This window comes from Pseudomonas sp. BGA-UO-ETr-WB11 (assembly GCF_059567785.1).
Genome location: NZ_JCAQOS010000008.1, coordinates 1 through 25,526, shown reverse-complemented (window position 1 = coordinate 25,526; position 25,526 = coordinate 1). Strand labels below are relative to the sequence as shown.

The following is a 25,526-nucleotide window of genomic DNA, read 5'->3' as shown; positions in this document are numbered from 1 at the left end:
CTATCGGCAGCGAGGCAAGGGATGAACTGGTGGTCTGATCTCATCTGGGTGCTGGGCCTAGCGCTCAGCGTGCTGCACCTGCTGGGCATTCTCGCTGCCCTGCATGCGCTGCTGACCGTGCGCACCGCCCAGGGCAGCAGCGCTTGGGTGCTGTCGCTGCTGCTGTTGCCTGAGCTGACGCTGTTGCCGTATCTGATCTTCGGCCGCAGCCGCTTCGAAGGCTATATCGCCGCCCGCCGCCAGGAAAACCGCCAGATGCAACTCGCTGCCCAGGCCCAGGGCTGGCCGTTGGCGACCCCCGCGGACAATAGTGTGCGCGGCCTGCCGGCCCTGGCCAAGCTCACCGGCATGCACTGCCGCGGCGGCAATCAGGTGCGCTTGCTGATCAATGGTGACGATACCTTCACGGCCATTCTTCAGGCCATCCGCGCGGCCCAGAGCCTGGTCATCGTGCAGTTCTTTATCATCCGCGACGACCGCCTCGGCCGCCTGTTGCAGGAAGCTTTGCTGGAGCGCGCCGCTGCCGGTGTGCGGGTGTATCTGTTGTACGACGGCGTCGGCAGCCACGACCTGCCACCTGCCTATATCGAGCGCCTGCGGACTGGCGGCGTGCACGCCCGCACCTTCCGTGCTCGCCAGGGCTGGGGCCGGCGCTTCCAGCTGAACTTTCGCAACCACCGCAAAATCGTGGTGGTGGACGGCACCTGCGCCTTCGTCGGCGGCCACAACGTCGGCACTGAATACCTCGGCGAAAAACCACCGCTGGCGCCCTGGCGCGACACCCATGTGGAAGTGCGCGGCCCGGCGGTGGTCGACCTGCAACTGACCTTCAGCGAAGACTGGTACTGGGCCAGCCAACACCTGCCCGAACTGAACCTGCAGCTCCAGCAACAGGCCGGCAGCATGCACTGCCAGGTGATCGCCGGCGGCCCGGCCGATCGCCTGGAAACCACTCAACTGTTCTTCCTCGAAGCCATCGGCCAGGCCCAGCGACGCATCTGGATCACCTCGCCGTACTACGTCCCCGACGAAGCCATCGACGCCGCCCTGCGCCTGGCCGTGCTGCGCGGCGTGGACGTGCGCCTGTTGCTGCCCAGTCGCCCGGACCATCGCGTGGTGTTCGCCGCCAGTTCGCTGTACGCCCTCGGCGCGGTGGCCGCCGGCATCGGCGTGTACCGCTACCAGCCGGGGTTTATGCACCAGAAAGTGCTGCTGGTGGACGACGAACTGGCCGCCATCGGCAGCGCCAACCTAGACAACCGCTCGCTGCGCCTGAACTTCGAAGTGATGCTGGTCACCGTCGACCGCCCGTTCGCCAGCAGCGTCGAACACATGCTCAGCGCCGACTTCGCCCAAGCCCGCAGGCTGACCCTCGAAGATGCCCGCGTCAGTTTTATCCAGCGCCTATGGATGCGCCTGACCCGGCTGTTTGCGCCGATTTTGTAAGTGCTGCCGTCGTTAGGTGCTGTGTGGTTGAGCAATGCCGGTGGCGGCTTTACGCCGAATCACTGCCTCTGCTGCGCTGCCTGCCGGCCACCTGACAGAACCAGGCGCGCTAGGCACCTGCTACGCCCGTGGGAGCGGTCTTGACCGCGAAGCTTTTCAGCGCACATGAGTAGACGATCCGTAGGATGGGCTGCTGCTCGCACTCGGCCATGCATTGTTCGTACAGGTTGATTTCCGCCAGGACGATATGCAGTACGCGGCCCCAGTAGTGGGCCGTACCACAGGCCACTATCACCCCTCGACCGGCTCGGCCTGCTCCTGTATATATCGCCTAAATGCCTCTCGGTTCAGCCGCTTGCGCTGCACCACTTGGCCGGAACGGACACTCTCGGCAACTTGGTAAACGGACTTGGCCAGATCAACCGCTATTCGCTTCATCACGACACTCCCAATTTCAGTCACCACCGTTCTAGGTATAGAACGGTGGCGCGGGGAGAGTCCATTACAGCCTTCAAATCGTTCGCTTCGCTCTCTGGGACCGGCAGAGCCGGCCCCTTAACCAAACGTTAGGCCGCTTGGAAAAGAACATGCCCTCACCATCACAAAACGACCGCTCGTTGATGCCTTTGCTGATCACCAGCATGGCTGTTGTAGCTCCACTTCTCTTCATACTTGGATTGGTGGTCGGCAACCATCTACAAGGAAACGCAAGCCTCACCGCGGACTCAATCTCTTCATGGTTGTCTGCTATTGCAACCGTCGCAATTGCAATCTTGACATTCATACTCGCAAAGGAAACCTGGTATCTGCGAGAAGCGCAGATTCGACAACTTGAAGAGTTGAAGCGCGAGAATATTCGGCCCTGCATTGGCATTCAGCTTGATAGCAGCCCCGTCGGGATCCACTTCATAGACGCAAGAGTCATCAACTCCGGTAAAGGCATAGCAAAGAAGGTCCGCTTCGCCTTTAAGGACCGGTCTGGGGCAGCACTGGCTCCTGGCAACGATCCCGTCTCAGATAAGTTCCTAAAACTTTCGATGTTCAGCAAGGGAATAGAGACAATCGGCATTGGTCAAACACTGTCGAGCTTTGTCTTCAGCTTCCTCGATCTTGGCAAAGAGCTGGACGGCAAGATATTTGAGCCGTACCTCAGCATCGTCGTCGATTTCGAAGATATTGAGGAAAACAAATATCAGAACACCTTCGAAATTGACTTTGCACAGTACGAAGGCGTGAGTCACCTCGGCGGTGCAGATGCTGTGCACAAGATTTCGGATGAGATAAAGAAGATTCGAGAGCTACTCGGAAAGGTCGTAAAAACCTCGAGAAACAGATTAGAGGTGGATGTATTCGACGAAGCCGATAGACAGGCTGAGAACGAACTCATTCATAAGCGTCTTGAAGAGGCCCGCTGCCAAAATAACGGTGGAGCCTAACCATTCAATCAACCTGACCGCTCAAAGCTACGCTTTGGGTACCCTCCATGCCTCCGGCACTCCGGCGGCAGGGTATTTCCAGCGTTAGGGTGGAAGTACCACATACCAACCAAGGATAAACAATGCTAGCTATACGCCATGAAAACAGCTCCACTTCAGACAATCTAAATAACATCTGCAATATAATCAAAGATCAAAAATGCGAAAGAGTTACACTGTTTGCAAGTCCTAAATTTGCTACCGGCGACACAAGGAACTCCGATGGCCCTGAAACAAACTTTCCACTGGTAGTTGTACTGGCGGAATACAGCATTCCAGGTATCACAAAAATATCAGTGGTTTTTGATGGTATATTCTTAACAGCAGCACGAAAGCCGCGATTCTTTGAAATACAAGATTTGCTCGATGTGTGCGAGCTTAGTGATAAAGTCTTCTACTCAAAGACCCGCGCTCCATTCACATCCTCGCTAACCGCAGAAGATGCTGTGAATATCCTTGCTGAAGTTACGCCTGTAGCACCGCTCACAAAATTATCTCGGGCAGATTATTTTTCACTTCTAAGCGGCTTTACAGAGTCTACGTACCCCTAACAACTGTATATAGACTCTCCCCGCAAGTAGTGAGCAAAGCTTTTCTTTTGCACTTGTCGTCAGCGCGGTTGCATTCGACTATCCGGCCTGTTTTGGGCTTTTCGCCCTGGCCGATCTGTAGTTCGCGCAGCGGGGGCCAAGCGTTCAATCGATCACGCGGATCATGATTGTTGTCGGCCTTATTCCGCTGCAGGAACTGTGGCGCGGGGAGAGTCCATTACAGCCTTCAAATTGTTCGCTTCGCTCACTGGGACCGGCAGGGCCGGCCCCTTAACCAAACGTTAGGCATCTTTATCGAGTACCCGATGGAAAATATTGACGGAAATACGCTTTACTATGCATTTAGTACTATTGCGCAGGCTGGTGCCGGAGCATTTGCATTTGTATCTGCATTCGTACTGTATAGACTTCAATCAGTAGATCAGAGAATGTATTCAGCGGCCACACATATCGCTGAGCAAACGCGCAGGCAGGACGGTCTTACTTCTGCTCGTGGTTATATTGCAGGAAGACAATATGATCTATTGTTGGTTAGCTTCAATGCATCAATGGCTGTGATCAATGCGGATCAGTCACTTTCTGCTAGCTGGAATCTACTTCAAAATGAAAAGCGTATAGCAAAATATCTAGTAGGCGGGTTCAAAAGACAAATTTGGCCAACTGTAATTATTCTGGGGCTTTCGGTGGCATCAATCTTAATGGTTACAACCTTAGTTCGGTGTCAAATTCTTGCTGTGCTAGTTGCTGCTGTGCTGTCTATAAGTTTTGTGTCACTTTTGGTATTTCAGGCGTGTTTGCTTACCAAATGTTTGTCGGAGTAAATATGCCTAACAGTCGTATATGGACTCTCCCCACAGGTAGTGAGCAAAGCTTTTCTTTTGCACTTGTCGCCAGCGCGGTTGCATTCGTATATCCGGCCTGTTTTGGGCTTTTCGCTCTGGCCAATCTGTAGTTCGCGCAGCGGGGGCCAAGCGTTCAATCGATCACGCGGATCATGATTGTTATCGGCCTTATTCCGCTGCAGGACTCGCCTGTTCCGACAGTGCTGCTGCTCACCACAACCACAAGAAAACCATCGCACCTTACTGATTACCTCCGCCGTCAGGCGGGCTTTGTGCTCTGCCAATTGCCATTGAAACGTCGCTCATGGCACCACACCGCCCAGCAGATCCTGACCAACTTGTTGGCCAGCGCCACAGCCGCTTTGTTGTGGCCAATACGGGCTGCCGTCTCGACCGCCCAGCGTTGTAGCTCGGTCAGTTTCTCCGGCGTGCGTGCCTGGCAGCGCTGCGCCGCTAGCAAGGCCGCTCGCGAACCGTGGATAAAGAGCGTGCGCACATAAATATGTGCCTTTGCAGCTGATCCGCCCAAGCCGTCGCCGTAAACGCGTTAGACGTACCTATCAAATACCGGTGATAAGTAAATCAAGTGCAGCAATTATTTCATTGCGCTGTGCTGAGAGGTCGGCAACTTGCGTGCCGAGTTGTTTCTTAGCGATACCGGCCAGTTGCGGAGTCACCATCACGTACTGTTTGTCATCAATTTCAAACGTTGGCGTGAGGGTTTTGAGAATTTTTCCCTTCATGGCAGTAGCCGTGTAGAGAGGCACTACAACCCGCGTGCCGAGCTCGGCAATCAGGTCGCTTTGCACGTCAAGCAGAAAGGGCACGACAGCCTTGGTGGCAGCGTTGGTGTTCTTGTGTACGGCGAACGGAGGCATCAGAAGCTCCGTAGGTCGTCGCTGAACACGCCGTGGGCTTCCACATGCTCGTTGTAGGCGTTGATGGCGTTGCGATTTTCTGCCAGCCACTGCTCACGCTGTTTCTTCTTCAGGGCCTCGGCCAGAGCCTGCTCTAATGTCGCGGAGAGGTTAATATCCAAGTCCTTAGCTTTATTGAGCAAGTCACCGTTAACGCTGAGGTTGGCCGCTCGTTTGGGGGCATTGAGGTTGTAGGCAGCAAGCATGGGCATTCCCTCCTGGGTGTGCATGCGCATATGGTCTGCGCACTCAAGCTTGCGGTCAAAGGCGCCTCTAGCAACAGCATTCAAGATGATTTACTTGACTGACTTTTACGGATTAAAAATGCCCATGGCTTACGACAATCAGAAAATTACTGAAGTTGTTTTGGCTCTGCTTGGAGCGTTCGAGTTCGAGAATGGACGCGTTTGGAAGCGCATAGATTTCAGCGTGATGGATGAGTTATTTGAAAAGGGCTACATCAGTGATCCGAAAGGGAAGTCGGAATCGGTCTTCTTGACAGACGAGGGGCTGCGACTGGCCAAGCAACTGGCTATTAAGCATTTTTCTCCTGAAGACTGAGCTTCTGGCTAGGCACGTTGAGCCGGGCAAGTAGGCGTTGGCTAGGTATGTTGCTAGGTGTTATTTGAATTTTTCCAGATTGGGTAAGTAAGCATGAATCGCCGTAAAAAAATTAAGCAGCTATTAACGGCGCACGCTAAAAAAGCCAGTGCCAAATTGGCGCCAAAAAGAAAATCTACCTATGTCAGTAAAGCCGACCGCTTGAAGCTGGAGGCTGAAGCCAGTTCAGAGGCCAGTGCTTCTGCTGAGAGCTGATCGCTGTGGCGGGCTTAAGACCCGACCTCTAACCTCGCGTTAGCCAGAGACATAGCAATGCCAATTATCCAGACTCAAAACCCGAAATTTTTCCTGCGCACTGCCACTCCTGAAGACGCAGCACTGGTGGTCAGCTTTATGCAGAAGCTCGGCACCTTTCAGAAAATGGCCGATAAGATCACGGCCACCCCGGAGCGAATTGAGCGGCTGCTTGCCGCTCAGCAAGGTGAGGCGGTGTTTGGTGTTTATGCCGGTGAAACGGTGGGGTTCGCCTACTTCCATCAGAAAAGCTCGGCCTTTACCGGGCGCTCAGGCTTATACATTGATGGGTTTTTCATTGATGACTCAATGCGCGGCAAAGGTTTGGGCAATGTGATGATGCAGTTTTTGTCCAAGCACGCCCTTGAGCGTGGCTGCGAATTGCTCGAATGGGGTTGCCTGGATTGGAATACGCCGGCCATCGAGTTTTACAAAAAGCTGGGCGCCTACTGTGTGGATGCCATGCACATCTATCGCCTCTCGCCAGATGATTTAGCAGCAAACGCGGCGTTGTTTAACGACGCTAAACACAGTGAACTGTCTGCGCAGTAGGTAAACGCTGGCCGCCCTTTCACTTAATCGTCAGGCCCGAATATGCCCTTTACGCCCATTCACCTCGGCCCAGGTGCCGCCTGCAAAGCCATTGGCGGCAGGCATTTCAGCTTTATGGTGTTTGGCGGGGCGCAGGTGTTGATGGATATCGAGCCGCTGCTGGGCATCATTCAGGGCTGGGATGTGCTGCATGGCTATAGCCACACCCTTGTTGGGGCGTTGGTGATCGGTTTGTTGGCGGCGCTTATGGGTCGGCCGATCAGTGCCTGGGTGCTTAAGGCGCTGAAGGTTGAGCACTACCCACTTACCTGGCTGGCTGCGTGCACCGGGGCATTTATCGGTACGTTCTCGCATATCGGTTTGGATGCGCTGATGCACAGCGATATGAACCCGTGGTGGCCGCTTGCCGATGGCAACGGTTGGCGCGGGTTTATTTCTATCGATCAATTGCACCTGCTGTGCTTGGGCCTGGGTGTATTTGGCGCGCTGCTGGTGGTGGGTAAATACCGCCGTTATGGCCGTGCCTGAATAATGCCTACAGCGCACGTTTTGCAGCGTGGCATCTGATCCCAGGGAGGCTTGCCGAGCATGCTCGATTACCTACAGACAATGTTCGACCTGGCGCTGCGCAAGGAGCTGCAGGGCCTGCATTTTTGGGCGACGGTGTATGTGCTGGTCGTGTTGTTGGGCACTGTGTGGCATGTGCTGCGCGTGCGGCGTTGGCCCAGTACCCAGGGGCAGTTGTTGCGCCTTGGCGTGCGCGAGTTTGCCGGGCCGGCGCTTAATCCTGTGGATCAGGCGTATGTGCCGGATGCGCTGTATGCCTATGAGGTGGCGGGTCGGGCGTATCAGGGCCGCGAGCTGTCCGTGTGGAAGGTCTCGGCGTCGGGCATCTTGCGCGGTGCCGCCGGCCTGCTGCCCGCACGGGTCAAGGCGGATGCTGCGGGGCGGGTGCCGGTGTATTACCACCCGACGCGGCCGCACAAGAGCGTGCTGCTGCGCCCCGGTGTGGCGACGGTGGTGAGCGTGTGGCTGCTGATGGCGTTGGTTGCCGGGTTTTATCTCTGGCGCTGGTGGCCGTCGATCTAACCCGTGGCGCCACGCTCAGCCGGTGAGCGCATGCCAGGTGATGACGCCTACGCCTTCAGGCTGGTCAGCCAGGCGCTGTCGAAGCGCGTCTGGTCGAGGTCCAGGCCTTGGGCTTCCATGTGCTCGCGGTGTTGGTCGATCTCGCGGGTCAGGCTGCTGAGGGCGCTGGTGTTGCCGTCCAGTTGGTGCATTTGCAGCAGGCCGAGGTGGTAGAAGCGCAGCAGCTTCATCGCTGCGGGGTTGTTGGCGGCGACGCCGCTGGTGACGTGGTGCATGACGTTGGTGACGCGCATCAGGTTGCGTTTCAGTTGCCAGCCGTACACGGCGGCGGCCATCCACGGTTGTTGCCAGAACTGCAGGCGCACCAGGGCGAAGGTGAGCAGCACGCCGGCAATCACCCCGCCGAGGTTGTAGCGGAAGTTGTCGCCACCGGGCTGGCCCAGCAGGCTGACGGCACCGGTCGAGAGCAGCATGGTCAGCAGCACGAACAGCACGACGATGATCAGTGTGCTGCGGCGGGTTTGCTGGCGGTAGGTTTGCGGGTCCATCGGCTTGATTTCGAACATCTGCAGCGCAGGGCTCCGGATTGGGCAGGGTTGGGCGTGGATCATCCCACGATTGCGCGGTCACCGCCGCGGGATGATCGCGCCGGCGCTTGGCGTCAGGCGCTGACCTGGCGGACCTGGGCTTCCAGTTCGACTTTCAGGGCCGGGTCGAGTTTCAGCTGGCGGGCCAGTTCGTCGAGGTAGGCGCGCTCCATAAAGTGTTCTTCGTCGACCAGCAGCACGCTGGCCAGGTACATCTCGGCGGCCATTTCCGGGGTGCTGGCGGCGCGGGCGACTTCGGCCGGGTCGAGGGGTTTGTTCAGTTCAGCTTGCAGCCAGTGTTGCAGCTGCGGGTCGTTGTCGAGCTTGCTGAACTCGCCTTCGATCAGCTCACGCTCGCGGCTGTCGACATGGCCGTCGGCTTTGGCCGCGGCCACCAGGGCCCTGAGAATCGCCTGGCTGTGTTGTTCGGCTTGCGCGGCGGGCAGGCGGTCGAGGGTTTGCGGCTCACCCTGGGGCGCGCTGGCCTGCTGGCTCTGCCAGTTGCCGTAAGCCTTGTAGGCGAGCACGCCGAGGGCCGCGAGGCCGCCATAGGTGAGTGCCTGGCCGCCGATCTTGCGCGCGGTCTTGTTGCCCAGCAGCAGGCCCATGGCGCCGGCAGCCAGGGCACCGCCAGTGGCGCCGGAGAGCAAGCTGCCGAGGCCGTTCTTGCCGGCGCCGCCGAGCAGGTCGCCAAGACCGCCGCCGCTCTGCTGATTGCTGTTGGTCGGGTTGTTGGCGCGTGCCGGTTGGTTGTTCTGCAGCAGATCCTGGCCGGATTTAAGCAGTTGGTCGAGTAAGCCACGGGTGATCATTGGTTGCCCTCCACGGACGTTGGCTGAGATGCCCGCAGGGTAAAACGAAGTGCGCCAGCGCTGGTGGCGGGAGTGCTTCCAGATGTTGCCTGGCGGCGGGTCGATGGCGCTGTAAGGGGACGATTAGCTATTGCTGTAGCGCCCGTGTAGGAGCGGCTTTAGCCGCGAACAAGGGGGTGTCATTTGTCGCTCCAGGGGCTCCAGAGCTTTAGAGCTTTAGAGCTTTAGAGCTTCGCGGCTGAAGCCGCTCCTACGGGAGAATGCGTGGGTCGTTCGCCGCCCCCCATTCAGACCGGTGGGTTGGCGGCGCGATAGGCGCTGGCGGCGCTCACCAGCCAGTCGCGGAAGGCTTGCAGGGTGGCGGACTCGACCTTGCGCTGCGGCACGATCAGGTAATAGCCCTTGTCGCTCTGGCTGCCCTGCGGGTGGGCGATCACCAGGCGGCCTTCGGCCAGTTCGCGCTGGATCAGGAACGGCGGGATCAGGGCGATGCCCATCTCGTGCATGGCCGCTTGGGCGAGCATGGAAAACAACTCGTAGCGCGGCCCACTCATGTCGCGCGGCACGTTCAGGCCACGCGAGCTGAACCACTGGCGCCAGGCGTAGGGGCGGGTGCTCTGTTGCAGCAGCGGCAGGTTGGCGATCTGTTCGGCGCTGAGCTGGCTCTGGCCGTCGAGCAGGGCCGGGCTGCAAACCGGCAGGAGGTTTTCCTGCATCAGGAAGTAGGCCTCGGTGCCGGACCAGTCGGCATCGCCGAAATAGATGGCGGCGTCCAGCTCGGTGTCGGCAAACAGAAACGGCCGGGTGCGGTTGGTCAGGTTGACGGTGACATCCGGGTGCAGGCGCTGGAATTCTTTTAAGCGCGGCAGCAACCACTGAGTGCCAAACGTCGGCACCACCGCCAGCTCCAGGCTGCCGGCGCCAGGTTGGCCCATGACCGCCAGGGCGTCGCGCTCGACGGCATCCAGCTGGGTAGCGACGCGTCGGCTATAGGACAGCCCGGCCTCGGTGAGCTTGACCCCGCGGCGTGAGCGGCGGAACAGCTCGATGCCGAGAAACGCCTCCAGTCCGGCGATCTGCCGGCAGATCGCGCTCTGGGTCAGGGCCAGTTCGTCGGCCGCCTTGGTAAAGCTCTGGTGGCGGGCGGCGGCTTCGAAGCTGATCAGGGCGGCGGTGCTGGGAATTTTGCGGCGCATGGCGGGTTTCCTGGGGCCGGTCGGGGACGCAATTGGGCTTCTTATGCGCATGCTGCACATGCAATTGCTTGATACGGGCTAAAAAGTCCATTCGAAGTGCGAAATTAGCACAACAGCGTGCAAATTCCTCGGTTGTCGGACAGTCCGCTGCTGGCTAGGCTTAGTCCAACCGTATTTCCGGGTGCGCCGCGACTGTGCGCCCCAGTCCACCGCATGTTTGAGGATTCGCTTATGGCCGGCAAGGCAAGCTTCAACTGGGAAGACCCGCTGTTGCTCGATCAGCAACTGACCGAAGAAGAACGCATGATCCGCGACAGCGCCCGGCAGTTTGCCGCCGACAAGCTGGCCCCGCGCGTGCTGGAAGCCTTCCGTAAGGAATACACCGACCCGGCGATCTTCCGCGAAATGGGCGAAGTAGGCCTGCTCGGCGCCACCATTCCAGAAGTCTACGGTGGCAGCGGCCTCAACTATGTCAGCTACGGCCTGATCGCCCGTGAAGTGGAGCGTGTCGACTCCGGCTACCGCTCGATGATGAGCGTGCAATCGTCCCTGGTGATGGTGCCGATCAACGAATTCGGCAACGAAGCCACCAAGCAGAAGTACCTGCCGAAACTGGCCAGCGGTGAATACATTGGCTGCTTCGGCCTGACCGAACCGGACCACGGTTCCGACCCAGGCTCGATGATCACCCGCGCCAAGAAGGTTGAGGGTGGCTATCGCCTGTCCGGCGCCAAGATGTGGATCACCAACAGCCCGATGGCGGACGTGTTCGTGGTTTGGGCCAAGGACGATGCCGGTGAGATCCGCGGCTTCGTGTTGGAAAAAGGCTGGGAAGGCCTGAGCGCCCCGGCGATCCACGGCAAAGTCGGCCTGCGCGCCTCGCTGACTGGCGAGATCGTCATGGACAACGTGTTCTGCCCAGAAGAAAACGCCTTCCCGGACGTGCGCGGCCTGAAAGGTCCGTTCACCTGCCTGAACTCGGCCCGTTACGGCATCAGTTGGGGTGCCCTGGGTGCTGCCGAAGCCTGCTGGCACACTGCGCGTCAGTACACCCTGGACCGTAAACAGTTCGGTCGCCCATTGGCGCAGACCCAACTGATCCAGAAGAAGCTGGCTGACATGCAGACCGACATCACCCTGGCCCTGCAAGGCTGCCTGCGTCTCGGCCGGATGAAAGACGAAGGCACCGCCGCTGTCGAAATTACCTCGATGATGAAGCGCAACAGCTGCGGCAAGGCCCTGGATATCGCCCGTATGGCCCGCGACATGCTCGGTGGCAACGGCATCTCCGACGAGTTCGGCGTGGCCCGTCACCTGGTCAACCTGGAAGTGGTCAACACCTACGAAGGCACCCATGACGTGCACGCGCTGATCCTCGGCCGTGCGCAAACCGGCCTGCAAGCCTTCTACTAAGGCGGCGCGCCAAAGGGCGGGTAGCTGAGCTGCCCGCCTTTTTAGTTTCTGTCTGATTGGCTGACTGGCCAGTCAGGGTTTAGCTGCTGCTTGAGGACGGCTTCGATGCCCGACATGCTCGCTCACCGCCAGGCTTGCCGCAATGCCCATCCGGCTGCTGCGCAGGCGACGGCGGGCGGTCAGTCGCAGTTCGCGCCGTGCCACATCTTCCCCAGTGCCGATGGCGCGTTCTTTGTTGCGGTCAGCACCGATCAGCAGTTTGCCGAGCTGAGCCACCTGGCCGGCCAGCCGCAGTGGTTGCATGACCCACGCTTTGCGACCCATGGTGCGCGCATCCGTCATGAGCATGAGCTGAATGGCGTGTTGCGCCGGGCCACCGTTGAACACCGCACCGACGAGTGGATGGCGGCCCTGCGTTTTGCCGGTGTACCGTGCGCGGCACTGGCGCCGAGCCCTGCCAACGTCGGTGGCTGACGCGCCGGGCCCAGCGGTTGCCTGACTTCCTGCAAGCGTGCTGCAGCGATAGCGCCTTGCGTTTTGACCTTGAGGTTTCACTCCCATGCATCCCCATTTATCCACCGCCAGCGAAGCCCAGAGCTGGTTGCAGGCCAATGACATTCGTCGGGTTGAGTTGGTGTTTGCTGACCTGACCAGCGTGGCGCGCGGAAAGGTCATGAGCACTGCCAGTTTTGTTGAAACCCTGGCGGCGAAGATGCCCTCGCTGTTTCTCGGTCTGACCGTCACTGGCGGCGAGCCACCGGAAGTGTTTAAGCGCATTTTCCCGCCGATGTTTCCGGACATGGCCATGCGCCCGGACTGGAGCACCCTGGTACGTGATCCGCTGGCAGGTGTGCCGAGCGCCACGGTGATCTGCGATATCGAGGCGAGCTTTACCGCCGCCGACGGTCACTGCCAGTACGAGGTGGCTGAGCTGTCGCCACGGCAGTTGCTCAAGCGTGTACTGGCCCGTCTCAAGGCTGCTGGCTACACCGCCAAGGTGGCGCCGGAACTGGAGTTCTTCTTGGTGCATCCGCAGCGCGCCGCCGATGGCGGCCTGCAGGTGGCCCACGGTATGTCGGCCCAGGTGCCGCATATTGAAAGCTCCCACGACCTGGCCTCGGCGGAAACCGCCAGCAGCTTCACGCCGTTCTTTGACGAGCTGTGGGCCGCCTGTGAAGCCCAGGGCATCCCGATTACCGGCTACGGCCATGAGTCGGCGCTGGGTCAGTACGAAGTCAATTTCGGCCCGGATGCGCCGCTGGCTCAGGCCGATGCAGTGTTCCGCTTCAAGCGCCTGGCCCGCGAGATTGCTCGCCGCCATGGCTGCTACGCGACCTTTATGGCCAAGCCGTACCTGACCGAGCCAGGCACCGGCTTGCACTGGCACATCAGCCTGGCCGACGCCGAGGGCAACAACCCATTTACCGCTGCTGACGGTTCGCCGCATGCACGGCTGCAGCACTTTATCGGTGGCTGGCAGGCCTCGGCGCGGGCGTCGATGGCGTTCCTCGCGCCTTATGCGCACTCCTACGTGCGCCTGCACCGCCCGGATGCCTCGCCGGCCAGCGTCGAGTGGGGTTATGACAACCGCACTGCGGCCTTCCGCGTGCCGCATTCCGATCCAGCCAACCGCCGCGTTGAACACCGCCTGCCGGGCGGTGATGCCAACCCGTACCTGAGCCTGGCGCTGATGCTCGGTGCCGGTCTGGCTGGCATGCAGCAGCAGATCGAGCCGGGGCCGGAAGTCAGCGACCGTCCGGCCGTCTCGGAGCGCGGCGCGTTGCCGGCGGACCTCAGCGAGGCGCTGGTGGAATTGCAGGCCTGCCCGATCCTCGGCGAGGTGTTCGGCGCACCGTTTATCGAGCTGTACAACATGATCAAGCAGCATGAATTGAGCGAGCAGGCCGCCGACGCGGACTTCGCCATCAAGCATTTGCTGGCCAGAAGCTAATTGGGTGGCGACCCGATCGGTCGCCCTACTGCCACGAAATCGGAGGCGCTATGAGCACTACTCACAAGAACCCACAAACCCAGAAATGGCAGGCCATGAGCCGCGACCATCACCTGGCACCGTTCAGCGACTACCAACAGCTGAGCGACACTGGCCCGCGCATCATCGTTAAAGGTGACGGTGTGTACGTGTGGGACAGCGAAGGCAACAAGATTCTCGACGGTATGGCCGGCCTCTGGTGCGCCGCCATCGGCTACGGTCGCCATGAGCTGGCCGATGCCGCCAGCAAGCAGATGAAAGAGCTGCCGTTCTACAATACCTTCTTTATGACCGCCCACCCGCCGGTGCTGGAGCTGGCCAAGGTGATCGCCGAGATCGCCCCCAAGGGCATGAACCACGTGTTCTTCACTGGTTCGGGTTCGGAAGGCAACGACACCATGCTGCGTATGGTCCGCCACTACTGGGCGGTCAAAGGCCAGCCGGAGAAGCAGGTGATCATCAGCCGCATCAACGGCTATCACGGCTCCACCGTTGCTGGCGCTGCGTTGGGTGGCATGGCTGGCATGCACGCCCAGGGCGGCACGCTGCCGGGCATCGTGCATATTCCGCAACCGTATTGGTTCGGCGAAGGTGGCGACAAGACGCCGGAAGCATTCGGTATCTGGGCCGCCGAGCAGCTGGAAGCGAAGATTCTCGAAGTCGGAGTGGACAAGGTGGCGGCCTTTATCGCCGAGCCGATCCAGGGCGCGGGTGGCGTGATCGTGCCGCCGGAAACCTACTGGCCGAAGATCCGCGAGATCCTTGCCAAGTACGACATTCTGTTTGTCGCCGACGAAGTAATCTGCGGTTTTGGTCGCACCGGCGAGTGGTTCGGCAGCGACTACTACGGCAACACCCCGGACCTGATGACCATCGCCAAGGGCCTGACCTCGGGTTACATCCCGATGGGTGGCTTGATCGTCAGCGACAAGGTGTTCGACGTGATCAAAACCGCGGGTGACTTCAACCACGGCTTCACCTACTCCGGTCATCCGGTGGCGGCGGCTGTAGCGCTGGAAAACATCCGCATCCTGCGCGACGAGAAGATCATCGAAACCGTGCGCGAAGAAACCTCACCGTATCTGCAGAAGCGCCTGCGCGAGCTGCTCGACCATCCGCTGGTGGGTGAAGTGCGCGGTGTTGGCATGCTCGGCGCCATCGAGCTGGTCAAGGACAAGGCCACCCGCGCCCGTTATGAAGGCAAGGGCGCTGGGATGATCTGCCGCGGTCACTGCTTCAACAACGGTCTGATCATGCGCGCCGTGGGCGACACCATGATCATCTCGCCGCCGCTGGTGATCAGCAAAGCCGAGATTGACGAGTTGGTGACCAAGGCGCGCTTGTGCCTGGATCTGACCTTGAAGGATCTGCAAGGCTGATAGGTTCAGCCCTCTGCAGGCTGTAGCCCGGATTCCATCCGGGGCCACAGCGCAGGCCATCCCCGCTCCCGGATTTCATCCGGGCTACGGCAGACACGAGAACGCCCGGCATTGCCGTAACTCTGCTCACTTAAGGTTGTACGTGCTTTGCCCCCCTCGCCCATTTATGGGAGAGGGGCAGGGGGAGAGGGCTGAAATCAGCACGTAACTGCCGGTTTATCCCCTCTCCCTAACCCTCTCCCCTGAGGGACGAGGGGACTGATCGCGTTAGGCTAGTTCCCGGATTTCATCCGGGCTACGGCAGACACGAGAACGCCCGGCATTGCCGGGCGTTTTTGTTGCTGCGGTGTGCTTTTACATGTCCATGCTCAGCGACAGGTGCACGGCGCGGGGCTGCTGGTCGGCGCTGCGCAGGGATTGGCGCAACACTTCATTGAGCGGCAGCTCCACCGGCATACCGGTGCTGGTGCGACCCTTGAGCAGGGTCCAGGGGTGAACGGTGTCGACATAACGCGGCGACTTGCCGTAGGTCTCGGTAAACAGGGCCACAGCCTGATCCGCCTGCTTGGCGGCAAAGTAATCCTGCTCGACCTGGAAAAACTGCAGTGTATTGACCTGGCTGGTACCGCCCAGCAGCAGGTTCAAGGTGCGCCCGATAAGGGCTACTAGAGACTTGATCATGGGTTAATCCTCGTTATTGGCGGTGCTCGGCACCAACAGAAACGTACGGCAAAGGTTGACCGCGCCAGGTAAAAGGCGGGTGCACACAAGGCAATGAATGACTGAAAGGGTTCGCCACTGTTGGTGTTAGGGCGCCGCGCATCCTGTTGCGCGATACCCGGCTGGCGTCTGGGCGACGGCATGTCCGGGTAGAGGCGGGCAGCTACTTTGGCTGCCGCTCGGTTGTTACTCGGGGCGATTATGCCGGATATGAGCGATAAGTCAGCTTTTGGCGATCAACGGTCATGCGTAAACGGCTCTGGAACGCGGGTTCCAGAGCTATTTACGCCCCAGCTTGGTGCGTTTGGCGCCAGGCTTACGCCTCGGCAACGGCCACTTTGGTCTTGGTAAACACCGGCAGTTCGCGTAGCTGCTGACCAAGCTGGGCGACGATATGGGCGCCGATTGGCAGTGCCGAGGTGGCCGCCGGTGAGGGCGCGTTGCACACGTGCAAGCTGCGGCGACTGTGGCGGAACAGGAAGTCGTCGATCAGTTGGCCAGCGTCTGACACCGCCTGTGCGCGCACGCCGGCCGGGTGCGGCTGCAGGTCGCCGAGCTGGATGCTCGGGCAGTACTTGCGCACCTGCTGCAGGTAGCCGCGCTTGAACAGCGAGTTCTTCAGCTCGCCTAGCCCTGGGCGCAGGTTGGCCTTGAGCACCTTGAGGATGCCGGGGTTGCTGAGCATGCGTGCGCTGTCGGCCAAGGAAATATCGCGCTTGCGGTAGCCCTCGCGCTTGAACGCTAGCACGGCGTTGGGGCCGACGGTGACGCTGCCGTCGATCATTCGGGTCAGGTGCACGCCGAGAAACGGCATGCTCGGGTCGGGGATTGGGTAGATCAGGTGATTGACGATCTGGTTGTGGCTGGCCGGCAGGCGGAAGTATTCGCCACGGAACGGGCAGATGCTGAAACCCGGATCGATGCCCAGCATGCGCACCACGCGATCGGCCATCAGCCCGGCGCAGGTGAGCAGGAAGCGGCAGGCAAAGTCGCCGGCGCTGGTTTGCACGCGCACTTCCTGCTGGCGCTCTTGCAGTGCAGTGACGCTGGCGCCGTAGCGGATCTCGCCGCCGGCGTTGATGAACTCGCGGGCCATGGCCGCTGTCACTTCGGCGTAATTGACGATGCCGCTGGAGGGTACAAAGATGCCGCCAAGGCCCTGGATGTTCGGCTCGCGCTCGCGCAGCTGCTCGGCATTCAGCCATTCGCGCTCAATGCCGTTGGCGGCGGTGCGCTCCCACAGCGCCTGCATGCGCTGCATTTCCAGGTCGTTGGTGGCCACCAGTAGCTTGCCGGGCACCTCGTAGGCAATCCCGTGCTGATCGCAGAACGCCTTGGTGGCCCGATTGCCGGCCAGGCAGAACTTGGCCTTGAGGCTGCCGGGCGTGTAGTACACACCGGCGTGGATAACGCCGCTGTTGTGGCCGGTCTGGTGGCGAGCCGGGGCGGCTTCCTTTTCCAGCAGCAGCATGCGGCTGTCGGGGTAGGTGCGCTGCAGTTGCATGGCGGTGGACATGCCGAGAATGCCGCCGCCGATAATGATGAAGTCGTACACCGGATCACCTGTTGTGCGTGATGGCCAAGCCATAACGTGGTTGTGCGCAGCGCTGGCGGCCTGGGTTATTTGGCCGCCAGCACGGGAAAAGGATTACTGACGCGGTTCGCGCAGCACCTTGGCGTGGGTGAAGTAACCGCGCTGGCGCATCAGCTCGCGGCGCAGGCCCGGGTGGGCGGTGAAGCGGTCGCGGCCGTGCAGCCAGAAGTGGTTGTTGATCAGCAGGAAGCTGCCCACTGGCACGGGGACCGAGAGCTTGGCCGGGCTGTTTTCCAGGGACTGGCTGAGGTCGGTCAGCCAGTTGCCTTCCTCGAAGTTCTTCGGCTGCACGAACTGGTCGATGTAGCTGATGATCGGCCGGCCTTCGGCATCGTTGTCGAACACCGGGTGGAACACGTCCTTGTCCACGCGCTTGCTCGGTGGCGCGGTCCAGCGCAGTTCGCGGCGGGCCAGCGGGTGGTGGTTGAAGGTGGCCAGGTCTTCCCAGTCGTCCAGATGCAGCAGCAGCGAGTTGCCGCCCTCCATGTTCTGCTCGTCGATTTTCATCATCAGCACGTAGTCGGTGTCCTGCTCGACGAAGGTGCCATCGGTGTGCAACTCCAGTACCCGGTGCGGCTGGCGCAGGTAGCTGTCGGAGGCATCGACGTTCTGCACCACGAAGCGTGCGTAGTACTGGCCGCTCATGGCGTCGAAGTTGGAACGGCCGAACAGGTGCGACACGGCGGTGGCCAGCTTGACCATCTCGTCGGCCTGGGCCACGTGATCGAGGCCTTCGGCACTGATCAGCAGGCCGCCTGTGGCGCGGTCCATCAGGGTATTGATCAGCACTGGCTGCAGGGTGTTGTCGCACAGGTCATCGAGAATCCGGGCGATGCGAAAGCGCAGAAAGGATTTGTACTCCAGCGCCTGCACCGGCCATTCCTCGACCATCGCCAGAAAGGCCTGCACGGTGGCTGCCGGGAAGCTCAGCTGCAGCAGACGCGGCGACTGTGGCGAGGGCTGCAGGCTGAAGCCGCTGAGGGTTTGTGGCGCGGGGACTACCAGGTTTTTCAGCTGAACAAAGGTACTCATGGCGATGCTCCTGGGCGATAGAGGTGCTGTCGGTGGCGACGAGCTATTGTCGATGTAAATTCAAAATATCGACATTTTATGAAAGTGTCAAAAATAACTTACGCCCTGTGCACAACAGCATCCGCTCGCTGATTCGGTATGATGGCCGCGGATCTGTGCAAGGACGGTGCGATGCAAGCTTCTGGCTCCCGAGAAAATCTGCCGCTGGGTGGTTACCCGGCACTCAAGCGCGACATCCTGCGCGGCGTCTTTGCGCCCGGTGAAAAGCTCTTGATGAGCGCCCTCAAGGCGCGCTACGGCCTGGGCGTTGGGCCGCTGCGCGAGGCGCTGTCGCAACTGGTGGCCGAGCACTTGGTGGTGGCCATCAGTCAGCGCGGCTTTCGCGTGGCGCCGATGTCGCTGGCCGAGCTGGCGGACATCTACGATGCCCGCGCCCATCTGGAGGCAATGATTCTCGGCCTGGCGATTGCCCGCGGCGACGATGCCTGGGAGGCACAGATTGTCGCCAGCGCCCACCGCCTGGCGAAGGTGTTGGAGGTCAAGGACGGCGAGGAGATGCTCAGCCTCTGGGATGCCCGTCACCAGGACTTCCATGCTGCGATTGCTGCCGGTTGCGGCTCCCAGCACTTGCTGCAGGCGCGCGCCGCGCTGTTCGATCAGGCCGAGCGCTACCGCCACCTGTGGTTGCAGCAGACGGTATTTTCCCCGGCGGCACTGGAAGCCAAGCGCCAGGAGCATGCCGAGTTGGTCGAGGTGATTCTGCGGCGCGACAGCGCCCGTGCCTGCGCCCTGATGCAGGCGCACCTGCTCAGTCCGGTGAGCATCATCGGTGAGCTGTTACAGGCTCGGCAGAAGAGCGCCGAGTAAGCGTATCGCGCACATCGGCTGGCGCTACTCCTCGTGCCTTGCCCTGCGGCAAAACAGCCTCCGTCGCGGCATGCGCGCTTACGTCAACAGAACCTATTGCTGTTCTGGAGTGAGTAATTGGCACAGCTGCGTGCGAATTCCTCGTTTGCCGCCGTCCCGCCGCCCTCCTAGGATGAAGCCATGGGTGAGTGCTCGACTGCGGTCGCGGCACTGGCGTTATTTACGCGCGCGCCCGACCTCTTTCTTGGAGCACTTGTCATGTCTGGCGCCCTCTCGCATATCCGTGTTCTCGACCTCACCCGTGTGTTGGCCGGCCCTTGGGCGGCGCAGGTGTTGGCCGACCTCGGCGCCGAGGTGATCAAGATCGAGCGCCCCGGCAGCGGTGACGACACCCGCGCCTGGGGCCCGCCCTTCCTCAAGGACGCCGAGGGGCGCGACACCAGTGAGGCGGCCTATTACCTGACCGCCAACCGCAACAAGCAATCGGTGACCGTGGACTTCACCCAGCCGGAAGGTCAGCGCTTGGTACGCGAGCTGGCGGCGCAGTGCGACGTGGTGCTGGAGAACTTCAAGGTCGGTGGCCTGGCCGCTTATGGCCTGGATTACGCCGCGCTGAAAGCGGTCAATCCGAAGCTGATCTATTGCTCGATCACCGGCTTCGGCCAGGACGGCCCCTACGCCAAGCGCGCCGGCTACGACTTTATGATCCAGGGCCTGGGCGGCTTGATGAGCCTGACCGGGCGCCCGGAAGGCGAAGAGGGCGCAGGGCCGATGAAGGTTGGCGTGGCCCTGACCGATATTCTTACCGGCCTGTATGCCACCGTGGGTGTGCTGGCGGCGCTGAATCACCGTGAGCAGACCGGCATCGGCCAGCATGTCGACCTGGCGCTGTTGGATGTGCAGGTGGCCTGCCTGGCTAACCAGGCGATGAATTTCCTGACCAGCGGCGTATCGCCGCGGCGGCTGGGCAATGCCCACCCGAATATCGTGCCCTACCAGGACTTCCCCTCGGCGGATGGTGATTTCCTCCTGGCGGTGGGCAATGACAGTCAGTTCCGCAAGTTTTGCGAGGTCGCCGGTCAACGGGAGTGGGCCGACGACTCGCGTTTTATCAGCAACAAGGCGCGGGTCGCCAACCGCGATGTGTTGATCCCGCTGATCCGCCAGGCCACGGTGTTCAAGACCACGGCCGAGTGGATCTCTGCCCTGGAGCAGGCGGGCGTGCCGTGCGGGCCGATCAACAACCTGGCCGAGGTGTTTGCCGATGCTCAGGTGCAGGCTCGCGGGTTACGTATCGACATGCCCAACAGCCTCGGCGGTACCACGCCGCAAGTGGCCAGCCCGCTGCGCTTGTCCGCCACCCCAGTGGAGTACCGCAACGCTCCACCGCTGCTCGGTGAGCACACAGACACTGTGCTGCAGCGCCTGCTGCAGTTGAGCGCTGAGCAGATCGCCGCATTGCGTCAGGGTGGCGTGTTGTAACGCGCGAAGAGCGCCTGCCAGAGCGGTCGCAGGTGCTTTCGAATTCGCCGTCACTGGCTGACTGGTGAGTTCTGCGCGAAAGCGGTGCGCCTCGTGATTTACACCTAGTCAATCAGGGGGTATTTGCACCAAATCGGTGCCTTGTATTTCGGCTAATTTTATAAGGCATTGATAAATAGAGGCTTTGCGGTCTGGCACGGGCCTTGCGATGACACTCCTACTCGGGTGAGAAGGAGTCCATCATGGCCCGTCAGTTCTATGACGAAATGTACGATGCGCGTGGCAAGTGCCGTCCGCACTATCAGGAATTTGCCCGCTGGTTAGCGGCCACCCCGCCGGAACAACTGGCTCAGCGGCGGCGCGAAGCCGACCTGCTGTTTCACCGTGCCGGCATCACCTTCACGCTCTACGGTGACGAGCAGGGCACCGAACGGCTGATCCCCTTCGATATCATTCCGCGCAGCATTCCCGCTCGCGAGTGGCGCATTGTCGAGCGTGGCTGTATTCAGCGGGTCAAGGCGCTGAACATGTTCCTCGCCGACCTCTATCACGACCAGCGCATCATCAAGGCCGGAATCATTCCTGCCGAGCAGGTGCTGGCCAACGAGTGCTACCAGATCGCCATGCAGGGTCTGGATCTGCACCGCGACCTGTATGCGCACATCGCCGGGGTTGACCTGGTGCGCGACGGCGACGGCACCTATTACGTGCTCGAAGACAACCTGCGCACGCCCAGCGGCGTCAGCTACATGCTGGAAGACCGCAAGATGATGATGCGTCTGTTCCCCGAGCTGTTCTCGGCTCAGCGCATTGCGCCTATCGATCACTACCCGAGCCTGTTGCTGTCGACGCTGAAGACCTCTAGTCCGGTGGATGACCCGTGCGTGGTGGTGCTGACGCCTGGGCTATTTAACAGCGCCTACTTCGAACATGCCTTCCTCGCCCGCGAGATGGGCGTGGAGCTGGTTGAGGGGGCCGATCTGTTTGTGCGCGACGAGCACGTTTATATGCGCACCACCGACGGTGCCAAGCATGTGGATGTGATCTACCGGCGCCTGGATGATGTGTTCCTTGATCCGCTGGCGTTCAATCCGGACTCGATGCTCGGTGTGCCTGGTCTGCTGTCGGCCTACCGCTCCGGCAACGTGGTGCTGGCCAACGCGATTGGCACTGGGGTCGCCGACGACAAGTCGATCTATCCCTTTGTGCCCGACATGATCCGCTTCTACCTAGACGAAGAGCCAATTCTGGCCAACGTACCGACCTTCCAGTGCCGTAAGCCGGAAGAGCTATCCCATGTGCTGGCGCACTTGCCGGAACTGGTGGTCAAGGAAACCCAGGGCTCCGGTGGCTACGGCATGTTGGTCGGACCAGCGGCGAGCAAGGCGGAGATCGAGTTGTTCCGCCAGCGCCTCAAGGCCAATCCGGCGGCCTATATCGCCCAGCCAACGCTGAGCCTGTCGACCTGCCCGACCTTTGTCGAAAGCGGCGTGGCGCCACGGCATATCGACCTGCGGCCGTTCGTCCTGTCAGGCAAGGAAACCCGGCTGGTGCCGGGTGGCCTGACACGGGTGGCATTACGCGAAGGTTCACTGGTGGTCAACTCGTCCCAGGGCGGTGGCACCAAGGACACCTGGGTGGTCGAGGATTAAGGGGAAGATGTCATGTTGAGTAGAACCGCTGCCGACCTTTACTGGATGTCGCGCCATTTGGAGCGCGCGGAAAACCTCGCGCGCATGTTGGATGTCAGTTATTCGCTGTCGTTGATGCCACAGGATGGCCGTGGCGATGGCCTCGATGAGCTGGCCATGCCGCTGCTGATTACCGGCACCTTGGATGCCTATCTGGGCTGGCATGGCGAGTTGCATGGCGAGCGCATGCTGCACTTCTTCGCCCTGGATGCGAATAACCCAGCGAGCATCTACAGCTGCCTGCGTGCCGCCCGCGGTAATGCGCACGCCGTGCGCGGGCGTATCACGGCGGACATGTGGGAGAACGTCAACGCCACCTGGCTGGAGATGCGCACCATCGCCGATGAAGGCCTGGGCCGTTATGGCATCAGCCGCTTCTGCGAGTGGGTCAAGCAGCGCTCCCATCTGTTCCGTGGCGCCACCTTTGGCACCTTGATGCGCCATGACGCCTTTCGCTTTATTCGCCTGGGTACCTATATAGAACGCGCCGATAACACCCTGCGGCTGCTGGATGCACGCTACGAGATGCTCGGCGATGACGCTGCCGGCATCAGCGATGGTTCGGCTTATGGCTATTACCAATGGAGCGCGCTGCTGCGTGCGCTGTCGGCGTTCGAGGCGTTTACCGAGCTGTACCGCGAGGCGCCGGGCGCACGCCAGGTTGCTGAACTGCTGATTCTGCGCGACGACGTACCGCGTTCGCTGCGCAGCTGCTTGGACGAAATCAATCAGATTCTTGCCAGCCTGCCTGGCAACAATGGTCGACCGGCACAACGTCTGGTCGCCGAACTGGATGCCCGGCTGCGTTACACCGGCATCGACGACATCCTGGCCGAGGGCCTGCACGGTTGGTTGTCGGACTTCATTCTGCAGGTGCGTGAGCTGGCCAATGCCATCCACAGCGCTTATCTGGAGGCTGCATGAGACTCTCTATCCGTCATGACACCACCTATGACTACGCCGATGAAGTACGCGGCAGCATTCAATACCTGCGCCTGACCCCGCAGGAAAGTGCGCGTCAGCATGTGCTCAATTGGCAGTTGGATTTGCCGCATCCGGTGCGGGCGCAGCGCGACCCCTACGGCAACGTGCTGCACGTGCTGACCATGGATCAGCCCCATGACTCGATCGTGATTGGCGCGCGTGGCGTGGTCGAGATCGATGAGCACAGCGATGGCGAGCGTGACAGTGGTTCGCCGCTGCCCTTTCTGCGCAGCACGCGCCTGACCCAGGCCGACCAGGCCTTGCGAGAGTTTGCCATTTTGCAGTGTGGCGAGCGGCGTGAGCGCGAAGCCCTAATCGATCTGATGCATGGGCTGAGTGAAAAGATGCCCTATACCCCTGGTATCACCTCGGTAGAGAGCACTGCGGCTGAAGCTTTTGCCGGTGGCGCCGGGGTTTGCCAGGACCATACCCATGCGTTCCTCGCCTGTGCTCGCAGTCTTGGTGTGCCGGCGCGTTATGTGTCGGGCTACTTATATAGTGACGACAGTGAGCACTTGGCCAGTCATGCCTGGGCTGAGGCGTGGATTGACGGCGTGTGGTACAGCTTCGATATCACCAATGGCATGTCGCGTCCGCAGCGTCACCTCAAGCTGGCCATCGGCCTGGACTACCTCGACGCCTGTCCGGTGCGCGGCATGCGCCGTGGCGGCGGTAGTGAGCAGATGCATGCGCGGGTGTATGTCAGTCCTCATGCGCTACAGACCCAGCAATAAGGTCAAGTCGGATAAACTGGCCGCTACTTGCGGCCATGCCGACTGAATGATGAGAGCCTTATGACTTACTGTGTTGCCATGAACCTGGCCGAGGGGCTGGTGTTCGTTTCTGACTCGCGCACCAACGCCGGTGTCGACCATATCGCCACCTACCGCAAGCTGCATGTATTCGGTGTGCCGGGCGAACGGCTGGTTGTCTTGCAGTCAGCGGGCAACCTGGCGACCTCGCAGTCGGTGATCAGCCTGCTGCGCCAGCGCTTGAACAGCGACTGCAGTCACTTGCATAACGTCAGTAATCTGTTTGAGGCGGTAGGCCTGGTCGGCGCCACCTTGCGTGAGGTCTTGGCGCGAGACGCTAGCGCTACCTTGGGGCAGGGCGTGGACCTTGGTTGTTCCTTTCTGGTTGGCGGGCAGATTGGTTGCGAGTCCCCACGCTTGTTCAATATCTACCCGCAAGGCAACTTCATCGAGTCCACCGAGGACACGCCGTATTTCCAGATCGGCGAGAGCAAATACGGCAAGCCCATTCTCGATCGCGCCTTGAAGCACGCCACGCCACTGCAGCAGGCCCTGCGCTGCGCGCTGATCAGCTTTGACTCGACTATCCGCAGCAACCTGTCCGTAGGCATGCCGCTGGATCTGTTGGTCTATCACCGCAATAGCCTGGAAGTGCCTGTCGGCTATCGCGTGTGTGAAGGCGACGCCTACTTCGAAGGTATCTGCGGGCACTGGGGCGCAGGCCTGCGTCAGTTGCTCGGCGAGCTACCCGCACCGCCGGAAGCCTACTGGGGCTAAGGCATACGGCTGAGCCTGGGTTACCTTGGCTACGCCCAGCGAGCGCTACCTATATATAGGTGCAGACTAAATCAAAGTTAGTCCTTGACGGCTCAGTTTAAGTGTCTATAATTCGCACCTCTTCCGGCGCAGACCTCTCGGAAAACTCTTTTGAAAACAAAGAGTTAGCTTAAAAAGAGGGGTTGCAAAGCAGCGAAAGCTGTGTAGAATGCGCCGGGCTGACAAGGTGGTGTTTTGATCTTGTCGGTGCTTCGATCGAGTTGATCGGAAGCGGTTGAGAAGGATGTTGACAGCGGTTTGAAATGCTGTAGAATTCGCCTCCCGCTGACGAGAAGCTGAAAAGAAGATCTAAGGCGCAAGTGGTTGAAGTTGAAAAGAAATTTTCAAAAATCACTTGACAGGGAATGAGGCTGCTGTAGAATGCGCGCCTCGGTTGAGACGAAAGAATCAGCCAACCGCTCTTTAACAACTGAATCAAGCAATTCGTGTGGGTGCTTGTGAGGTAAGACTGTTAGTCAACTGA

At 60.4% G+C, this 25,526-nt stretch carries 27 protein-coding genes and 2 pseudogenes; 19 read left to right on the top strand and 10 right to left on the bottom strand.

Translation table 11 applies throughout. The annotated features are described in order from the left end of the window. Positions 1–21: 21 nt before the first annotated feature. Positions 22–1,446, top strand: a complete 1,425-nt coding sequence (cls, locus tag AC56DI_RS13865; protein WP_496346688.1) for a cardiolipin synthase — start codon at positions 22–24, stop codon at positions 1,444–1,446. Positions 1,447–1,699: 253 nt separating this feature from the next. Here cls and AC56DI_RS13860 read toward each other — a convergent pair. Further along, a pseudogene (locus tag AC56DI_RS13860) lies at positions 1,700–1,884 on the bottom strand (IS110 family transposase); the annotation flags it as partial. 149 nt (positions 1,885–2,033) lie between these two features. Here AC56DI_RS13860 and AC56DI_RS13855 point away from each other — a divergent pair. The 3 genes from AC56DI_RS13855 to AC56DI_RS13845 all read left to right on the top strand — a co-directional run bounded on the left by AC56DI_RS13855 (position 2,034) and on the right by AC56DI_RS13845 (position 4,293). Further along, complete coding sequence (locus AC56DI_RS13855; protein WP_496346687.1) at positions 2,034–2,882, top strand: DUF8453 domain-containing protein; 849 nt, start codon at positions 2,034–2,036, stop codon at positions 2,880–2,882. A 122-nt stretch (positions 2,883–3,004) separates the two neighbouring features. After that, the gene (locus AC56DI_RS13850; protein ID WP_496346686.1) at positions 3,005–3,472 is read left to right on the top strand and encodes a hypothetical protein; all 468 of its coding nucleotides are present in this window, start codon (positions 3,005–3,007) and stop codon (positions 3,470–3,472) included. A 305-nt stretch (positions 3,473–3,777) separates the two neighbouring features. Then, positions 3,778–4,293: a hypothetical protein gene (locus tag AC56DI_RS13845; protein ID WP_496346685.1), complete on the top strand. Its 516-nt coding sequence runs from the start codon at positions 3,778–3,780 to the stop codon at positions 4,291–4,293. Positions 4,294–4,573: 280 nt separating this feature from the next. Here AC56DI_RS13845 and AC56DI_RS13840 read toward each other — a convergent pair. The 3 genes and pseudogenes from AC56DI_RS13840 to AC56DI_RS13830 all read right to left on the bottom strand — a co-directional run. Then, positions 4,574–4,853: pseudogene (locus AC56DI_RS13840) on the bottom strand (IS110 family transposase); the annotation flags it as partial. A gap of 21 nt (positions 4,854–4,874) precedes the next feature. Next, positions 4,875–5,192 (bottom strand): CcdB family protein, encoded by a 318-nt coding sequence (locus AC56DI_RS13835; protein WP_496346684.1) that lies wholly within the window; start codon positions 5,190–5,192, stop codon positions 4,875–4,877. Beyond that, a complete protein-coding gene (locus AC56DI_RS13830) occupies positions 5,192–5,437 on the bottom strand; it encodes a type II toxin-antitoxin system CcdA family antitoxin (protein WP_496346683.1) in 246 nt (81 codons plus the stop codon). Before AC56DI_RS13830 ends, AC56DI_RS13835 begins: the two co-directional genes overlap by 1 nt. Positions 5,438–5,522: 85 nt before the next feature. On the opposite strand from AC56DI_RS13830, the gene AC56DI_RS13825 reads away from it, so the two are divergent. The 5 genes from AC56DI_RS13825 (at position 5,523) to AC56DI_RS13805 (ending at position 7,727) form a co-directional block, all read left to right on the top strand. After that, entirely contained in the window at positions 5,523–5,792 is a 270-nt protein-coding gene (locus AC56DI_RS13825; RefSeq protein WP_496346682.1) for a DUF6429 family protein, read from the top strand. 93 nt (positions 5,793–5,885) lie between these two features. Then, a complete protein-coding gene (locus tag AC56DI_RS13820; RefSeq protein WP_496346681.1) occupies positions 5,886–6,047 on the top strand; it encodes a DUF2986 domain-containing protein in 162 nt (53 codons plus the stop codon). A 57-nt stretch (positions 6,048–6,104) separates the two neighbouring features. After that, positions 6,105–6,638, top strand: a complete 534-nt coding sequence (locus tag AC56DI_RS13815; RefSeq protein WP_496346680.1) for a GNAT family N-acetyltransferase — start codon at positions 6,105–6,107, stop codon at positions 6,636–6,638. A 42-nt stretch (positions 6,639–6,680) separates the two neighbouring features. Next, complete coding sequence (locus AC56DI_RS13810) at positions 6,681–7,166, top strand: metal-dependent hydrolase (protein WP_496346679.1); 486 nt, start codon at positions 6,681–6,683, stop codon at positions 7,164–7,166. 60 nt (positions 7,167–7,226) lie between these two features. Continuing rightward, complete coding sequence (locus AC56DI_RS13805; protein WP_496346678.1) at positions 7,227–7,727, top strand: DUF3592 domain-containing protein; 501 nt, start codon at positions 7,227–7,229, stop codon at positions 7,725–7,727. Positions 7,728–7,774: 47 nt separating this feature from the next. On the opposite strand, the gene AC56DI_RS13800 is transcribed toward AC56DI_RS13805, so the two are convergent. From AC56DI_RS13800 to AC56DI_RS13790, 3 genes are all read right to left on the bottom strand, one after another. Further along, positions 7,775–8,293 (bottom strand): DUF3087 domain-containing protein, encoded by a 519-nt coding sequence (locus AC56DI_RS13800; RefSeq protein ID WP_496346677.1) that lies wholly within the window; start codon positions 8,291–8,293, stop codon positions 7,775–7,777. 95 nt (positions 8,294–8,388) lie between these two features. After that, entirely contained in the window at positions 8,389–9,126 is a 738-nt protein-coding gene (locus AC56DI_RS13795; protein WP_496346676.1) for a tellurite resistance TerB family protein, read from the bottom strand. Between the two features lie 287 nt (positions 9,127–9,413). Continuing rightward, positions 9,414–10,322 carry a LysR family transcriptional regulator gene (locus AC56DI_RS13790; protein WP_496346675.1) on the bottom strand — a complete coding sequence of 303 codons (909 nt, stop codon included), beginning with the start codon at positions 10,320–10,322 and terminating at the stop codon, positions 9,414–9,416. A gap of 231 nt (positions 10,323–10,553) precedes the next feature. Between AC56DI_RS13790 and AC56DI_RS13785 the strand changes: the two genes are divergently transcribed. The 4 genes from AC56DI_RS13785 (at position 10,554) to AC56DI_RS13770 (ending at position 15,104) form a co-directional block, all read left to right on the top strand. Continuing rightward, positions 10,554–11,735, top strand: a complete 1,182-nt coding sequence (locus AC56DI_RS13785; protein WP_496346674.1) for an acyl-CoA dehydrogenase — start codon at positions 10,554–10,556, stop codon at positions 11,733–11,735. A gap of 105 nt (positions 11,736–11,840) precedes the next feature. Further along, entirely contained in the window at positions 11,841–12,209 is a 369-nt protein-coding gene (locus AC56DI_RS13780) for a CoA transferase (protein ID WP_496346673.1), read from the top strand. Positions 12,210–12,294: 85 nt separating this feature from the next. After that, on the top strand, positions 12,295–13,686 hold the full coding sequence (locus tag AC56DI_RS13775; protein WP_496346672.1) for a glutamine synthetase family protein: 1,392 nt from the start codon (positions 12,295–12,297) through the stop codon (positions 13,684–13,686). A 50-nt stretch (positions 13,687–13,736) separates the two neighbouring features. Beyond that, a complete protein-coding gene (locus AC56DI_RS13770; RefSeq protein WP_496346671.1) occupies positions 13,737–15,104 on the top strand; it encodes an aspartate aminotransferase family protein in 1,368 nt (455 codons plus the stop codon). Between the two features lie 354 nt (positions 15,105–15,458). Here the strand turns inward: AC56DI_RS13770 and AC56DI_RS13765 are convergent, their stop codons facing one another. The 3 genes from AC56DI_RS13765 to glaH form a co-directional block, all read right to left on the bottom strand. Further along, positions 15,459–15,785, bottom strand: coding sequence for a hypothetical protein (locus tag AC56DI_RS13765; RefSeq protein WP_324519806.1), 327 nt, complete (start codon positions 15,783–15,785; stop codon positions 15,459–15,461). A 355-nt stretch (positions 15,786–16,140) separates the two neighbouring features. Next, positions 16,141–17,379 carry an L-2-hydroxyglutarate oxidase gene (gene lhgO / locus AC56DI_RS13760; RefSeq protein ID WP_496346670.1) on the bottom strand — a complete coding sequence of 413 codons (1,239 nt, stop codon included), beginning with the start codon at positions 17,377–17,379 and terminating at the stop codon, positions 16,141–16,143. A gap of 93 nt (positions 17,380–17,472) precedes the next feature. Then, entirely contained in the window at positions 17,473–18,450 is a 978-nt protein-coding gene (gene glaH, locus AC56DI_RS13755) for a glutarate dioxygenase GlaH (protein ID WP_496346669.1), read from the bottom strand. Between the two features lie 171 nt (positions 18,451–18,621). Here glaH and csiR point away from each other — a divergent pair, with 171 nt between their 5' ends. The 6 genes from csiR (at position 18,622) to AC56DI_RS13725 (ending at position 25,003) form a co-directional block, all read left to right on the top strand. Further along, complete coding sequence (csiR, locus tag AC56DI_RS13750) at positions 18,622–19,317, top strand: DNA-binding transcriptional regulator CsiR (protein WP_496346668.1); 696 nt, start codon at positions 18,622–18,624, stop codon at positions 19,315–19,317. 258 nt (positions 19,318–19,575) lie between these two features. Beyond that, on the top strand, positions 19,576–20,799 hold the full coding sequence (locus tag AC56DI_RS13745) for a CaiB/BaiF CoA transferase family protein (RefSeq protein ID WP_496346667.1): 1,224 nt from the start codon (positions 19,576–19,578) through the stop codon (positions 20,797–20,799). Between the two features lie 242 nt (positions 20,800–21,041). Next, the gene (locus AC56DI_RS13740) at positions 21,042–22,451 is read left to right on the top strand and encodes a circularly permuted type 2 ATP-grasp protein (protein ID WP_324519812.1); all 1,410 of its coding nucleotides are present in this window, start codon (positions 21,042–21,044) and stop codon (positions 22,449–22,451) included. 12 nt (positions 22,452–22,463) lie between these two features. Then, a complete protein-coding gene (locus tag AC56DI_RS13735) occupies positions 22,464–23,414 on the top strand; it encodes an alpha-E domain-containing protein (protein WP_324519813.1) in 951 nt (316 codons plus the stop codon). Next, on the top strand, positions 23,411–24,208 hold the full coding sequence (locus AC56DI_RS13730; protein ID WP_496346666.1) for a transglutaminase family protein: 798 nt from the start codon (positions 23,411–23,413) through the stop codon (positions 24,206–24,208). Before AC56DI_RS13735 ends, AC56DI_RS13730 begins: the two co-directional genes overlap by 4 nt. A 60-nt stretch (positions 24,209–24,268) precedes the next feature. Then, positions 24,269–25,003: a proteasome-type protease gene (locus AC56DI_RS13725; protein ID WP_496346665.1), complete on the top strand. Its 735-nt coding sequence runs from the start codon at positions 24,269–24,271 to the stop codon at positions 25,001–25,003. Positions 25,004–25,526: the final 523 nt, after the last annotated feature.

Excerpts from the sequence above, each read along its gene's own strand:
- cls (WP_496346688.1), top strand. The coding sequence starts at position 22 with ATGAACTGGTGGTCTGATCTCATCTGGGTGCTGGGCCTAGCGCTCAGC.
- AC56DI_RS13855 (WP_496346687.1), top strand. The coding sequence starts at position 2,034 with ATGCCCTCACCATCACAAAACGACCGCTCGTTGATGCCTTTGCTGATC.
- AC56DI_RS13850 (WP_496346686.1), top strand. The coding sequence starts at position 3,005 with ATGCTAGCTATACGCCATGAAAACAGCTCCACTTCAGACAATCTAAAT.
- AC56DI_RS13845 (WP_496346685.1), top strand. The coding sequence starts at position 3,778 with ATGGAAAATATTGACGGAAATACGCTTTACTATGCATTTAGTACTATT.
- AC56DI_RS13835 (WP_496346684.1), bottom strand. The coding sequence starts at position 5,192 with ATGCCTCCGTTCGCCGTACACAAGAACACCAACGCTGCCACCAAGGCT.
- AC56DI_RS13830 (WP_496346683.1), bottom strand. The coding sequence starts at position 5,437 with ATGCTTGCTGCCTACAACCTCAATGCCCCCAAACGAGCGGCCAACCTC.
- AC56DI_RS13825 (WP_496346682.1), top strand. The coding sequence starts at position 5,523 with ATGATTTACTTGACTGACTTTTACGGATTAAAAATGCCCATGGCTTAC.
- AC56DI_RS13820 (WP_496346681.1), top strand. The coding sequence starts at position 5,886 with ATGAATCGCCGTAAAAAAATTAAGCAGCTATTAACGGCGCACGCTAAA.
- AC56DI_RS13815 (WP_496346680.1), top strand. The coding sequence starts at position 6,105 with ATGCCAATTATCCAGACTCAAAACCCGAAATTTTTCCTGCGCACTGCC.
- AC56DI_RS13810 (WP_496346679.1), top strand. The coding sequence starts at position 6,681 with ATGCCCTTTACGCCCATTCACCTCGGCCCAGGTGCCGCCTGCAAAGCC.
- AC56DI_RS13805 (WP_496346678.1), top strand. The coding sequence starts at position 7,227 with ATGCTCGATTACCTACAGACAATGTTCGACCTGGCGCTGCGCAAGGAG.
- AC56DI_RS13800 (WP_496346677.1), bottom strand. The coding sequence starts at position 8,293 with ATGTTCGAAATCAAGCCGATGGACCCGCAAACCTACCGCCAGCAAACC.
- AC56DI_RS13795 (WP_496346676.1), bottom strand. The coding sequence starts at position 9,126 with ATGATCACCCGTGGCTTACTCGACCAACTGCTTAAATCCGGCCAGGAT.
- AC56DI_RS13790 (WP_496346675.1), bottom strand. The coding sequence starts at position 10,322 with ATGCGCCGCAAAATTCCCAGCACCGCCGCCCTGATCAGCTTCGAAGCC.
- AC56DI_RS13785 (WP_496346674.1), top strand. The coding sequence starts at position 10,554 with ATGGCCGGCAAGGCAAGCTTCAACTGGGAAGACCCGCTGTTGCTCGAT.
- AC56DI_RS13780 (WP_496346673.1), top strand. The coding sequence starts at position 11,841 with ATGCCCGACATGCTCGCTCACCGCCAGGCTTGCCGCAATGCCCATCCG.
- AC56DI_RS13775 (WP_496346672.1), top strand. The coding sequence starts at position 12,295 with ATGCATCCCCATTTATCCACCGCCAGCGAAGCCCAGAGCTGGTTGCAG.
- AC56DI_RS13770 (WP_496346671.1), top strand. The coding sequence starts at position 13,737 with ATGAGCACTACTCACAAGAACCCACAAACCCAGAAATGGCAGGCCATG.
- AC56DI_RS13765 (WP_324519806.1), bottom strand. The coding sequence starts at position 15,785 with ATGATCAAGTCTCTAGTAGCCCTTATCGGGCGCACCTTGAACCTGCTG.
- glaH (WP_496346669.1), bottom strand. The coding sequence starts at position 18,450 with ATGAGTACCTTTGTTCAGCTGAAAAACCTGGTAGTCCCCGCGCCACAA.
- csiR (WP_496346668.1), top strand. The coding sequence starts at position 18,622 with ATGCAAGCTTCTGGCTCCCGAGAAAATCTGCCGCTGGGTGGTTACCCG.
- AC56DI_RS13745 (WP_496346667.1), top strand. The coding sequence starts at position 19,576 with ATGTCTGGCGCCCTCTCGCATATCCGTGTTCTCGACCTCACCCGTGTG.
- AC56DI_RS13740 (WP_324519812.1), top strand. The coding sequence starts at position 21,042 with ATGGCCCGTCAGTTCTATGACGAAATGTACGATGCGCGTGGCAAGTGC.
- AC56DI_RS13735 (WP_324519813.1), top strand. The coding sequence starts at position 22,464 with ATGTTGAGTAGAACCGCTGCCGACCTTTACTGGATGTCGCGCCATTTG.
- AC56DI_RS13730 (WP_496346666.1), top strand. The coding sequence starts at position 23,411 with ATGAGACTCTCTATCCGTCATGACACCACCTATGACTACGCCGATGAA.
- AC56DI_RS13725 (WP_496346665.1), top strand. The coding sequence starts at position 24,269 with ATGACTTACTGTGTTGCCATGAACCTGGCCGAGGGGCTGGTGTTCGTT.